Origin of the sequence: Alloalcanivorax sp. C16-2 (assembly GCF_046507615.1) — a bacterium.
GTDB lineage: Bacteria > Pseudomonadota > Gammaproteobacteria > Pseudomonadales > Alcanivoracaceae > Alloalcanivorax > Alloalcanivorax marinus_A.
Genome location: NZ_JBKFTL010000001.1, coordinates 1,754,681 through 1,767,135, shown reverse-complemented (window position 1 = coordinate 1,767,135; position 12,455 = coordinate 1,754,681). Strand labels below are relative to the sequence as shown.

Here is a 12,455-nt window from a genome sequence, read left to right as displayed (position 1 = left end):
CTCTTTCTGGGCGCGCGCCCGGTGATCCCGGCGCGCGCGACAACATGAACTTGACCGGGGCGGCGAGGCCGCCCGGTTTGGCAGGGAGAAACAGCATGCAAGCGTGGCGCATTCAGGACGACCACACTCTGAAACTGGACGACGCCGAGGCGCCGGAACCCGGCACCGGCCAGGTCCGCATCGCGGTGCGCGCGGTGGGCGTGAACCGCGCCGACATCATGCAGACCCAGGGCCTGTATCCGGCGCCCCCGGGCTTCGACAACAGCGTGCCGGGGCTGGAATACGCCGGCGTCATCGACGCGGTGGGCGACGGCGTCATGGGCCGGAAAGTGGGCGACCGGGTGATGGGGCTGATCCCCAGCGCGGCGTATTCCGAACAACTGGTGGTCCATGAGCGCGAGACGCTGACGCTGCCCGACGAACTGGACTTCGCCACCGGCGCCACCATCCCGGAGGCCTTTCTCACCGCCTACCGGGGCCTGTTCCTGGAAGGCGGCCTGCAGCCCGGCCAGTGGTGCCTGATCCGCCCGGCCACCGCCGGCGTCGGCCTGGCCGCCACCCAGCTGGCCAGCACCCTGGGCGCGCGCCCGATCGGTTCCAGCCGCGACCTGGCCAACCTGGCCACGGCCCGCGAGATGGGCCTGCTGGAAGGCGTGCTGGAGGACGACACCCTGCCCGAACGCATCCAGGCGCTCACCGGCGACGGCGTGGCGGTGATCCTGGACATGGTGGGCCCGGACTGGAAAACCGTGCTCAAGGCCCTGCGCGTGGAGGGCAAGCTGGTGATGCTGAGCGCCCTGGGCGGCGCCACCACCGAGCTCAACCTGCGTGCCCTGATCGCGCGCCGGCCGACCATGATGGCCATGACCATGCGCAGCCAGCCGCTGGAAAAACGCATCGCCATCGCCGAGGTCTTCAACGACCGGCTGGCGCCGCTGTTCGCCAGCGGCCGGCTCAAGCCTTTGCCCCTGGCGTCCTTCCCGTTCAGTGACGCGCCGGCGGCGCACCGGCACATGCTGGAGGACAGCTTCAGCGGCAAGCGGGTGCTTGTGAACGACTAGCGTTAGCCGCGAAAGAGCGTTCACGGTGACATGGGCAGCAGCTTGGCCGCGCGAGGCATCGCGGCCGGAGCCGCTCCTACGAATAGCCATCGGTTCAACACTGTTGTTATATTAATGAAACACTATTTCACAACAAATGAGGTGCCGCAATGACCGAAGCAACCGCTCGCCAGAGCACCATGAGTCAGGGAGAGTGGGAGGTCCGCAAGGATCTGGCCGCCGCCTACCGGCTGGTGGCCCTGTATGACTGGGAAGACCTGGTGTTCACCCACCTGTCCGCCCGCGTGCCGGGCCCGGAGCATCACTTTCTGATCAACCCCTACGGCTGGTTGTTCGATGAAATCACCGCGTCTTCCCTGGTGAAGGTGGACCAGAACGGCGAGATCGTCGATGGCGGCGCCACCAACCGGGTCAACCCGGCCGGTTTCACCATTCACAGCGCCGTGCACATGGCCCGCGAGGAAGCGGGCGCGGTGCTGCACCTGCACGCCCCGGACGGGGTGGCGGTAAGCGCCCACAAGGACGGCCTGCTGCCGCTCAGCCAGACCGCCATGCTGTGCCTGCAACATCTCAGCTTCCACGACTATGAAGGCGTGGCCCTGAACCTGGATGAGCGCGAACGGCTGGTCCGGGATCTCGGCGACAAGAACATGATGCTGCTGCGCAACCACGGCACCCTGAGCGTGGGTCGCGACGTGGGCGAGGCCTTCACCTACATGTACTTCCTGATGAAGGCCGCGGAGATCCAGGTGCGCACCCTCAACCAGGGCGAACCCTACCTGCCCTCCCAGGCGGCCATCGACACCACCGCCGAGCAGTCCCAGCAACTGGGCATGGCCAGCAAACTGACCTGGCCGGCGCTGCTGCGTAAACTGGAGCGCATCGGCTCCGATTACGCCAGTTGATCAGGCGTCGTTGATCGCGACTGAAGCGGAATGCCGCCCAGTCGCGATCCCCCCCGGGGGGCGCTCAACCGTTCTATTGTTCGCCCCGGATCGCCGCCGCTTCCTTTTCCAGCGCCTTGAGCAGCGGTGCTTTCTCACGCCACTCCCGATACCAGAGATCGACGCCGTTGCCAAAGAAATCGCGGCCCACGGTGATCACCGGCACATCCGACTCGTTACGGATTTTCGCCAGATAGCGGGCATCGATGTCCGCGTAGGTATCGAACAAAGCGTCCAGGTGCGCACCGACCCGCTTGTTCAACAACGCGCGTTCGTCCTCGGAGAGCCCCTTCCAGGTGCGCGCCGAGGCCACCGCGATCATCGGCAACATCATGTGATTGGATTGAATCACGGTGCCGGCGTAGTCCAGGTAACGCGTGTTCCAGGTGCCCTCGAAATCGATCTGCATACCGTCCACCTGGCCATTGGCGAAGGCGTCATAGAGTGCCGGCAGAGGGATCGGGGTGGGCGCGGCGCCGATCTTGTTCCAGAAATCCCGCTCCGGCTGGACCGGCATGGTGCGGATTTTTCGCCCGGCCAGATCATCGATACTGTTGACCTCGCCACGCACCACGATCTGGCGCAAACCGGCCATGCCGAACCCCAGCCCCACCAAGCCCAGACGCCGCCCCTCGGCAAGCAATTTCCGCGCGCTGTCCCCTTGCAGCAACTCGCGGGCCTGTTGTGGTGTTTCCACCAGATAAGGGGCGAACAGAGCGGCGAAATCCGGCTCCCGGTTGGCCAGTTCACCGGCGGCCAGGAACGCCATGTCCAGGGCGCCGCGCTGCATCATCTGCACCATTTGCGCTTCGCTACCGAGCTGGCCGGAGGGAAACACCAGGATATCGAGCTCACCGTTGCTTTCTTCCCGCACCTGTTTGGCCATGGCCTGGGCGGACAGGGTCCACTGGTGGGAGGGTGGCGTGATCAGCCCCAGACGCAGGGTCTTGGCCTGCGCGGCTAAAGGAAACAGGGCCATCAGTGCGATCAGCAGCACACCAGCGTGGATTCTTTTCATGATTATCTCCCTTGTTTTTTTGCAGTGATGTCAGGATCAGTCCCGGAGTGCCTCCAATACCTTCGGCATCAGCGCATCGAGACGCTCGGCGAGCGCCGTCACGCCGCGCCCGGCCGCCGCCTGATCCATGCCGGCGATCAGCGCGTCGCGGGTGGCCGCGTCCAGGGTCGGTTCGCCCAGGTCCCGCCACCAATCCTCCACGGCGGGCCCCAGTTGCTCGAGAAAGCCGGCCAGCCCCCGGTCGGCACCGGCCAAATGAAAGATTTCGTGGGGGCCGCAGCAGGCCCACCGGGCACCCAGCCCGCGTGTCACCGCGGTATCCACGTCGGCGACGGTGGCGTAGCCCTCCGCCACCAGATAGACCGCCTCGCGCCACAACGCCGCCTGTAACCGGTTGAGCAGATGCCCCGGCACCTCCCGACGCAGGCGCACCGGTTCCCGACCCAGGGCCCGATACAGCGCCTCGGCGCGGTCCAGCGTGGCTGGCCCGGTTGCCCCACCGCCGACCAGTTCCACCACCGGCATCAACCAGGGTGGATTACAGGGGTGCGCGATCAGGAGCCGTTCCGGGTGACGCAGGCCGGCCTGCAATTGCGACGGCATAAGCCCGGAGGAGCTGGACGCGATCAGTGCGTCGGCACCGATCCAGCTCTCCAGCGCCAATAACGCCTCTCGCTTGAGTGCCGGCTGTTCCGGCAAGGCTTCCTGCACCAGCACCACGTCCCGCAGAGTCGGCCCCGGGGTCGGAATCACCGTCGGCGTGGCGGGTTGCCCGGCCAACAGGCCAAGCCGGTCCAGCACCGGCCTGGCCCGTTCGATCATGGCGGTGACCCGTTCGCCGGCATCCGGCGCCGGGTCCACCACCACCACCGGCCACCCGCGCAGGGCGAAGAGCGCGGCCCAGCCGGCGCCAATCAGGCCGGCGCCCAGCACCGCGGTGGAATACACCGGCGCCGCCATCTCAGATCAGCGCCGTGGTCAGGAACGGGAAGAAGATCAGCAGCGCCATCACCACCAGCATTACCAGCAGATAAGGCAGCAGCAGCAGCGACAGCCGCTCGGCGCGCACCCCGGACAGCGTCGAGGCGGTGAACAGCGCCGAGCCCACCGGTGGAGTCAGTAGCCCCATCACCAGGGTCAGGCAAACAATCACGCCAAAATGGAACGGGCTGATGCCGTAAACCCCGGTCGCCACCGGCAACAGCACCGGCACCACCAGGATCAACGCCGGGATCGGGTCCAGGATCATCCCCACCACCAGCAACGCCAGTGTGACCAGCACCAGGAACAGGGCCGGTGAACCCGCGGCGGCCTGGATCCACTGAGCGGCCAGGGCCGGCAGATTCTCGTAGGTGATCACCCAACTGAACAGGTTGGCGGCGGCGATAAGAATCAACACCACCGAGGAACTCAACGCGGTGCGCTTGAGGGCCGGCCACAGGGCGCGCGGATCGAATTCCTTGTAAACGAATCGCCCCACCAGAATCGAGCCCAGGCAGGCCAGCGCCGCCGCCTCCGTGGGGGTCGCCAGGCCACTGAGAATACCGCCGACGATGAGCGCGGGAATCAAGCCGGCGGCGAGACCGTCGCGCAGGGCCATAAGCCGGCGGCGCCAGCACATGGGTTCGGTGGCGGGAAACCGGTGGCGGCGCGCCATCCAGCCCAACACCGCGAAGAATGCCAGCCCCAGCAGCACGCCGGGCAGGATACCGGCAATGAACAGATCCCCGATCGATATCTGCGCGATCACACCGAAGATCACGAACAGCATGGACGGCGGGATAATCGGTGCCAGCATGCCACCGGCGGCGGTGATCGCCACCGCCTGATCGCGTGGGTAGCCAGCCCGCTCCATCTCCGGCACCGCCACCCGCGACATGATCGTGATCTGCGCCACCGTGGAACCGAGGATGGAGGCCATCATCATGTTGGAGAGCAGGTTGATGTAGGCCAGTCCGCCACGGATGGAGCCAAGCAGCGCGGCGGCCATGGCCATCAAACGCCGCGCGATGCCGCCCTCGTTCATGCATTCACCCACCAGGATGAACAGAGGCAGCGCCAGCAGGCCATAGTTCTCGAGGCCACCGTAGAATTGTTGCGGAAACGAATCCAGCAGAACCGAGTTGCCGCTGGAGAACAGATAGAACAATGCGGTCAGCGCCAGCACGAAAGCCACCGGCACGCCCACCAGCAACAGCCCGATAAAGAAGGCAATGACCATGTCAGTCCTCCCCCGCCAGCGCCTGGGCCAGGCTGTCGTCCAGGTTAGCGACGCAGTGCACCAGACCACCGAGCACGAACATCGGCAGCACCAACCACGGCCACACCTTGCGAATTCCCAGGGTGAGCGTCGGCTCCTGGTACATGAAATTGAAGGTCTGTTCGGCGAACGCCCGCAGATCACCGCCGGCGCGCCACACCGCCACCGGCGCGAACCAGCGCCATACCATGACCGCCAGGGCGATCACGAACAGCAATAGAATCAGGTCCACCAACACCGCCAGCCAGAGACGGACGGCGATCGGCACGGCGTCGGCAAGCAGCGTCACGGCAATATTGGAGCGCGCCTGCAATCCCACCAGCGCGGCGAAGAACGCCATCCAGACCATGGCGGTGATGGCGGCCTCATCGACCCAGAACAGCGCCTGGCCGGCGGCGCGGGTGACGATGTTGAGCACCAGCAGCACAAACACCACGGCCAGACACAGGCCGGCGACACCCCGTTCCAGCCCGGCCATGGCGGTGCTGAACCGCTGCAGGCGGGGCAGAAATCCGGAACGCGGCGCCGTTTCCGGAGCCGCGGCGCTCATTCCGGGTCTCCGTGGGTCAGGTAATCCCACATGCGCTCGAAGATGCGCCCGGAGCGGGTTGCGCGGCGGCGCGCTTCCTGTTCGCCGAGGGGGCGGACGGCATCCGCCGCCGGCAGACAGTCGATTTCGATACGGGCGGCGTCCTCCAGGTACCAGCCAAGCACCACCGCGTCCGGAAGACTGGGGCCCGCGGTCACCACGCCGTTACCGCGCATGACAATGGCGGCCGCGCCGCCCAGTTGTCCGGCCAGGCGTTCGGCGTCGCTGTCATCCCGGATCAATTGGGGGTCGTCCCAGAGTGGAATACCATCGACGAAGTAAGCGCCCATTCCGTGCAGCAAGCGTGGCGTGCGGCCCAGCACCGACAGTGACATGGCCCGAGGCGGCATGCCCCGCACCACGCCGCCCACGTCCGGCCGGCGACGGTAGATCTCCCGGTGAATGCGCACTTCTCCGAGCACGCCCTCCGGCAGTGGCTCGTCCAGAGCCACCACGCGCCCCTCCTCGCCCGGGGCGATGGTGCCCAGCGGACGGGCCGCGCACACCAGGAAGTGGTTGTCGTCGAGCCGCTGGCTGCAATGGCCATAGGCGTGCGCCAGGCCATGGCGCCCCAGGGCACGGGCGGCCTTGCGGACGGTGATCTGATGATCGGCCAGGGGAGTATCGATCAAGGAGGTCATCACGATGCCTTTGTTGTTCTTCGAGGTCACCGTGCCCGGGGAGTGAGCGTCCGGGCGCGGCCTGTGAAAGCAAGGTCACGTTACCCCGGCCCGGGATATGTCATGTAATGAATTTACGGCGCTCAGCTATAACCCAAGGCTATAGTTCCTGGGAGCGCATCTCCGCCAGCAATGCTTCCGCCGCTTTGGAAAACGCCGTGCCTTTGAGATAGGAAATTCCCACCGGCCCGAACGGCAGGGCCGGAGTGACCGGCAGCCGTGCCAGCAGGCCCGCCTCCAGGTCCCGGGCCACCACCCGGGATGGAAAGGTACCGATACAGTCGCTTTCCAGAATCATCGCCCGGTTACCGGCCACGGACAGGGACTCGCAGGGCGCCACCGGCAACTCCAGGTTGCGGTCAAGAAACGCCGCCTCCAGCATCTGACGCAGGGTGGTATCCGGCAGCGGAAGAATCCAGGGCCAGCGCACCAGGTCGGCCAGATCCGGGGTCGCCAGAGCAAGCGCCTGGTGGCCGGGGCGCACCACGAAATGAATCTCCTCCTGGTAGAGCGGCTCCACCGCCAGCCCCTCGCGGTACCGGTAGGCGGGCAAACGGCCAACAATGAAATCCAGACTGCCCCGGTGCAGCGACGGCACCAGATGCTCGTAGGTGCTTTCCACCACGGTGGTGCGGATACCCGGCAGGCGGCGGTGCAGCCGCGCCATGGCCCGGGGCAGCAACTGAGCGCTGCCGGCCAGCAGGGCGCCCACCACCACATGGCCGCTGAGCCCCTCGCGGGCGTCGTGGATTTCCTGTTCAACCTGCTCGAGTTGGGAAAACACCCGCTTGGCGTGGCCGGCCAGCATCTCGCCAAACCCGGTCGCGTGGGTGCCACGGCTGTTGCGCACGAACAGCCGCACCCCCAAATCCGCTTCCACCTCGTTGATGATCTTGCTGATCGCCGGCTGACTCAGGCCAATGCGTTCACTGGCCTTGACCAGACTGGCGTGATCGGCCACCGCCAGAATAGCCCGCAACTGCTGCAGCTTGACCCGCCGTGTCCACCCCGGATCCGGCATCGCGTGTTCTCCTTGTCATCGCATCGCCGGCGCGCTCGCCCGGCACCGGGACAGTGTAACCCGGCATCTCACGGCCACAAGGCGCCACCGCGTGCAGCCTTCACACCGATCCGGGCAACGACGAGCGGGCCTCGCCATCGGCGTCCGCCCGCGACCAGACACTGTCGGCACTACCTTGCCGTACCCGGCGGGCGGTGCGGCGGGCCGCCAGCACCAGCAGACCGCCGGCCAGCAATGCGCTGATCTCCACGCTCAGCAACCCCGGCCGGGGATACACCCAGGGTGGCAGCGACGGCGCCAGCCAGGCCACCAGGCCGGTGACCGGGATCGCCAGGGTCGTCAGAGCGCTGACCCACAGCAATTCCACCACCGCTCGGGCCGCGCCGCGCCAGAAAGCCCAGGCCACGCTGCCCAGGAAAACGGTGTAGTAGACCGCCGGATACCAGGCGTTGGGGTCCGTCACCAGACCCTGCACCCACTTGCCCGCCACCATGGCGGCGGACACGCCGGCCACGCAGCCCCAGCACACCCCCACGGTGGCCGCCGCCATCGCCCGCGTGGCACGGCGCTGGCTGACCGGCGCCGCGCCGCGTCGTTGCTTGCGACGCCGGCTTTCCACCCACAGCAGGTTACCGGTATAGAACAGGAAAGCACCGCCCAGCCCCAGCAGCACATAGCTCCAGCGAATCACCGGGCCACCAAAATTACCGAAGTGCAGAGCGAAGAACACCGTGACGATATCAATCCAGGTATCTTCATGGCCGGGCAGATAATCCAGGTTGGTGATCGCGCCGGTGTAGGGGTCCAGACTGGCGAAGCCGCGATTGGCGCCGCGCCGCATATGCCCTTCGCTTTCGCCGGCCACGCGCAGGTCGGCGCGGGGGCCCAGCGGGTCGCTGTAGATCAGCTCCCGTGGCACGAAGGCGGGCTCCGTTTCGCGCAGCGTGGCGAGCAAGGTGGCCGGCGCCAGCAGATGATCCACGCCTCGGGGGGCGCTTTCCGGCGCGGGCGCGGGCCGCTCGAACAGGGGCCGGTCGCCATAGACCACCTGCCCCAGCGCCCCGTAGATCTGGTCGTGAAAAGCGAACACGATCACCGTGAGCCCGATCATCAGATGGAACGGCAGGCTGGTGATGCCCACCACGTTATGGGCGTCCAGCCAGAACCGCTTGAGGTTGCGTCCGCGCCGCAATGCGAAGAAATCCTTGACCAGCGTGGGCAGCAGCACCACCAGCCCGGACACCAGCGCCAGCACGTACAGCACGCACACCACGCCCATGGCGTAGACGCCCCAGTAATGGTGCCCGCGACCGGGGATGCCACCGGTCTGATGCAGCAGATCAATCAGCTCCGCCATCGCCGAAGGGGCGGTCTCCAGGGTCACCAGTTCGCCGTCGGCGTCGAGGGTCGCTCCCCGCACCCGGCCGCCACCATGTTCGTCGCCACCTTCGCGCCAGACCAGGGGTGCCGGAGTGTTTTCCTCGCGCTTCAGGTGCAAAGTGAAGCCCCGCGCCGCGCCAGGGTGGGCGTCCAGGGTGGCGGCGATCAGCGCCGGCCACTGCCCCGCCGCCGGCCAGTCCGTCGCCGCCACCTTCTGCTGCGAGGGGGGCGTGGCCCAGCGATCCAGGGGGTCCTTGAACATGGTGAGCGCACCGGCGTAAAAGCCGATGAACAGCAACATACCGGCGATCAGGCCGGTCCAGGTGTGCAGGCTCTTGTAAACGCGGATGACGTCACTGCGCATGATCATCCCCCCGCCAGCGCGCCACGGGCCACCACCAGCGCGCCGAAGGCCAGCAGGTTGGCGGCGCCCAGCCACAACCAGGCGCGCACGCCGCTGGGAAACAGATAGACCAGCGAGAAGGCCGCCATCCAGGGCACCGGCACCAGCCACATCACCACCTGCACCTTGTTGGCGGCTTCGATGCCGCCGGGGCCCAGCCAGGCGAACAGACCGCTCAGCGCGACACCCAGGGTAAACCCGAGCACGCCACCGGCCAGGGTCTTGCTCCACCAGTCCGGCCGGATCGGTGTGTACTTCGGTTTCGCCATCAGCGGGCCCCGCCACGCAGCAAGGAAAGCAGCGGCAACAGCCCCAGCAGCAGCATCAGCAGCGTCAGGGCGGCGAAGAAACCGGCCTTGGGATCGAGGGCGCCCATCCAGGCGGGCCAGGACAACAACACCATCACCACCGCCCAGGGCACCCAGGCCCTCCCCAGCGGCTGGCGCAGCCAGCCCTGGTTGGGCGAGGCGAGATACAGCAAGGCGGTGCCGACGATGCTCAGGATCAGACTGATGGCGATGGCCATGTGCTCTTCCCTCCTGTTACCAGCGGTATTTGACACTGGCGGTGATATTGCGCGCCGAGCCGAACGAACAGCCGTAGACGGTGCAGGTGGTCAGGTATTCCTCGTCCTTGAGGTTGCGCCCGGTGAGCGCCACGGTAACACCACGGGCGCCCAGGTGGCTCAGGTCATAACGCAGGGAGGCGTCGTAGAGGGTGTAGCTGTCCAGCCGGTAGAGGTTCTCCGCGTCGCCATACAGGCTGCTGACATAACGAGCGCCGGCACTCAGGCCGAGGCCGGCCAGGGCGCCCTGGCGCCATTGATAGTCCAGCCACAGGCTGGCCATGTTTTCCGGCGCCAGGGGCTTCTCGTTGCCCTCTTGATCACCTTCGGTGACCTCGGTGTCCAGGTGGGTGTAGCTGGCGGTGACGCTCAGCCCGCTTTCGTGCCACATCTTGGCTTCCAGCTCCGCGCCCCGGGTGCGGGTCTCGCCGGTTTGTCGCTGGCAGGAACCGGTGCTGAGACACTCCGCGTTGGCCGGCGGGTTGCCGTCGGTGACCACCAGGTTGGTCTGATAAAGATCGAACAGTGACAGGGTGATCAGGCTGTTGCTGCGCGGCGGCTGGAACTTCAGCCCCATTTCGTATTGCTTGCCCTCGGAGGGCTCGAACGGGGAACCGCTGGAATCGTCGCCGCTGAGCGGCTCGAAGGAGGTGGCGTAACTGGCGTAGGGGGCCAGGCCGTTATCGAACAGATAAGTAGCGCCGGCACGCCAGGTGAGCGCGTCGTCGTCCGCGGAGTCCGCGTCGTCCAGCGCATCCACCTTGAAGTAATCCTGGCGGGCGCCCAGGGTGAACCGCCAGTCATTCAATGCGATCAGGTCCTGCAGGTAGACGCCGGTCTGGCGCTCGATGCGGTCCTGATCGATCTGCACCGCCAGACTTTCCTCGAACCCGGCGGCGCCACCATAGACCGGATTGAAGACATCGATGTCGGTGATGTTGGCGGTCACCATGTAACGGGTGGCCTGCCAGTGGCTGCGCAGATAGTCCACGCCCATCACCATGTCATGACTCAGGCCGCCGGTGCGGAAACGGGCCTTGAACTGGTTGTCCGCCTGGATGCTGCGCAGATCGCCCTCGCCTTTCACGCCACGCCGGGGGAAGGTGCGGTTGTCCGCGTTGAGGCCACCGTTGGCGACGGTGAGACGCGGGTTGGACACCACCGTTCGGAACAGGGAGTCCACATAGCTGTACTTCACGTTCTGACGGAACGACCAGACGTCGTTGAAATAGTGGTTGAGGTCATAGCCCAGCGCCCACTGTTCGCGGTCATAGGTGTTCCAGTCCGGCTCGCCAAGAAAGGTGTCGCGGTCGATGTAGCCGTAGGGAGTGGGATACAGCAGCCCCTGTACCGGCAGGAACTGATAGGTGGAGCCGCCTTCGTCCTTCTGGTAATAGCTCAGGAAGGTGATGTCGGTGTCGTCGGACACGAACCAGGTGGCGCTGGGCGCCAGGTAGAGCCGGCTCAGTTCGGTCTCGTCCACCTGGGCATCGCCATCGTTGTAGGAACCCACCAAACGGCCCAGTACCTGGCCATCACCGGTGAGATCGCCGCCAAGATCGAAGGCGCCTTCGTATTGGTCGAAGCTGCCCGCCTCCAGCACCACCTCGTTGCGGTGATCATGGGCCGGCCGCTTGGCCACCATGTTGACCAGCCCGCCGGGCGCCACCTGCCCGTACAGCACGGCGGCGGGGCCCTTCATGACCTCCACGCGCTCCAGCCCGTAGGCGTCCACCTGAGTGGTGGTCCACTGGCCGCCACGGGGCATGCGCAGGCCGTCCAGGTACATGTTGTTGCTCCAGCTCCCGGCGTCGAAGCCACGAATCCGGATATCGTCGACGCGGCTGTCGATGCCCGACAGCTCGGTGCTTACACCGGCGGCGTAATTGAGCGCGTCCATCACCGTGTCGGAACCACGGTCGTCCATTTCCTGGCGGGTGACCACGGAGATTGATTGCGGCACCTCCAGTAGCGCCGCGTCGGTTTTCGTGGCGGTGGCGGAGTGGGTGGCCAGATAGCCCTTGCTGGCGGCGCCCCAGGCGTATTCCGCTACCGGCGATTGATCGACCACCTCGACCTGCTCCAGACGGTGGCTCTCGGAGGCGTCGCTTTCCACCCACACGCCGTCGTCGGTGAAGCGCCAGGTGAGGCCGCTGCCCGCCAACAGAGTAGCAAGGGCCTGATCCAGGCTGAGGGTACCGTTGACCGCGTTGGCGGTGATCGCCGGCAGACCGCCGGCGTGGCGGATGGGCACGCCGGTCTGCTGGGAAAGATTGGCCAGCGCCCGACTCAGATCCTGGGCGGGCACCGCCACCCGCACGCGCTGCGGACGATGGCTGGCACGGGGTGAATCCACTGCCTGAGCCAGCGCCGGCGGCGCCAGGGCGCCCAGGGAAACCGCGAAACACCCCATCAACACGCCCGCGCTGGGCGTCATGCCAATCCGCATGTGCATCGGCCATCACCTCTTCATATCATTAATGAGAATTATTATTAATTGTAGTCTCATTAAGGAGGATCAGGCAATCACGCCG

The 12,455-nt window shown here is 66.3% G+C and carries 12 protein-coding genes; 2 read left to right on the top strand and 10 right to left on the bottom strand.

What is annotated here, in order from left to right:
* Nucleotides 1–95: 95 nt before the first annotated feature.
* Together ACLD02_RS08270 and ACLD02_RS08265 are read left to right on the top strand one after the other, a co-directional pair.
* Nucleotides 96–1,061, top strand: coding sequence for a zinc-binding dehydrogenase (locus tag ACLD02_RS08270; RefSeq protein ID WP_203100700.1), 966 nt, complete (start codon nucleotides 96–98; stop codon nucleotides 1,059–1,061).
* Nucleotides 1,062–1,210: 149 nt separating this feature from the next.
* Nucleotides 1,211–1,966, top strand: a complete 756-nt coding sequence (locus ACLD02_RS08265) for a class II aldolase/adducin family protein (protein WP_203100698.1) — start codon at nucleotides 1,211–1,213, stop codon at nucleotides 1,964–1,966.
* A gap of 73 nt (nucleotides 1,967–2,039) precedes the next feature.
* On the opposite strand, the gene ACLD02_RS08260 is transcribed toward ACLD02_RS08265, so the two are convergent.
* From ACLD02_RS08260 to ACLD02_RS08215, 10 genes are all read right to left on the bottom strand, one after another.
* On the bottom strand, nucleotides 2,040–3,023 hold the full coding sequence (locus tag ACLD02_RS08260; RefSeq protein WP_203100696.1) for a TRAP transporter substrate-binding protein: 984 nt from the start codon (nucleotides 3,021–3,023) through the stop codon (nucleotides 2,040–2,042).
* Between the two features lie 36 nt (nucleotides 3,024–3,059).
* Complete coding sequence (locus tag ACLD02_RS08255; protein WP_203100694.1) at nucleotides 3,060–3,983, bottom strand: 3-hydroxyacyl-CoA dehydrogenase NAD-binding domain-containing protein; 924 nt, start codon at nucleotides 3,981–3,983, stop codon at nucleotides 3,060–3,062.
* A gap of 1 nt (nucleotide 3,984) precedes the next feature.
* Nucleotides 3,985–5,244, bottom strand: coding sequence for a TRAP transporter large permease (locus ACLD02_RS08250; RefSeq protein ID WP_203100692.1), 1,260 nt, complete (start codon nucleotides 5,242–5,244; stop codon nucleotides 3,985–3,987).
* A 1-nt stretch (nucleotide 5,245) separates the two neighbouring features.
* On the bottom strand, nucleotides 5,246–5,833 hold the full coding sequence (locus tag ACLD02_RS08245; protein WP_410298418.1) for a TRAP transporter small permease: 588 nt from the start codon (nucleotides 5,831–5,833) through the stop codon (nucleotides 5,246–5,248).
* Nucleotides 5,830–6,513, bottom strand: a complete 684-nt coding sequence (locus tag ACLD02_RS08240) for a class II aldolase/adducin family protein (RefSeq protein ID WP_203100688.1) — start codon at nucleotides 6,511–6,513, stop codon at nucleotides 5,830–5,832. Before ACLD02_RS08240 ends, ACLD02_RS08245 begins: the two co-directional genes overlap by 4 nt.
* A 139-nt stretch (nucleotides 6,514–6,652) precedes the next feature.
* Complete coding sequence (locus ACLD02_RS08235) at nucleotides 6,653–7,573, bottom strand: LysR family transcriptional regulator (RefSeq protein WP_203100686.1); 921 nt, start codon at nucleotides 7,571–7,573, stop codon at nucleotides 6,653–6,655.
* 100 nt (nucleotides 7,574–7,673) lie between these two features.
* On the bottom strand, nucleotides 7,674–9,317 hold the full coding sequence (locus ACLD02_RS08230; protein WP_410298417.1) for a PepSY-associated TM helix domain-containing protein: 1,644 nt from the start codon (nucleotides 9,315–9,317) through the stop codon (nucleotides 7,674–7,676).
* A 2-nt stretch (nucleotides 9,318–9,319) separates the two neighbouring features.
* Nucleotides 9,320–9,625 (bottom strand): hypothetical protein, encoded by a 306-nt coding sequence (locus ACLD02_RS08225; RefSeq protein WP_410298416.1) that lies wholly within the window; start codon nucleotides 9,623–9,625, stop codon nucleotides 9,320–9,322.
* A complete protein-coding gene (locus ACLD02_RS08220; RefSeq protein ID WP_203100680.1) occupies nucleotides 9,625–9,882 on the bottom strand; it encodes a hypothetical protein in 258 nt (85 codons plus the stop codon). The genes ACLD02_RS08225 and ACLD02_RS08220 overlap by 1 nt, the downstream gene beginning before the upstream one ends.
* 16 nt (nucleotides 9,883–9,898) lie before the next feature.
* Entirely contained in the window at nucleotides 9,899–12,376 is a 2,478-nt protein-coding gene (locus tag ACLD02_RS08215) for a TonB-dependent siderophore receptor (protein WP_410298415.1), read from the bottom strand.
* Nucleotides 12,377–12,455 lie beyond the last annotated feature (79 nt).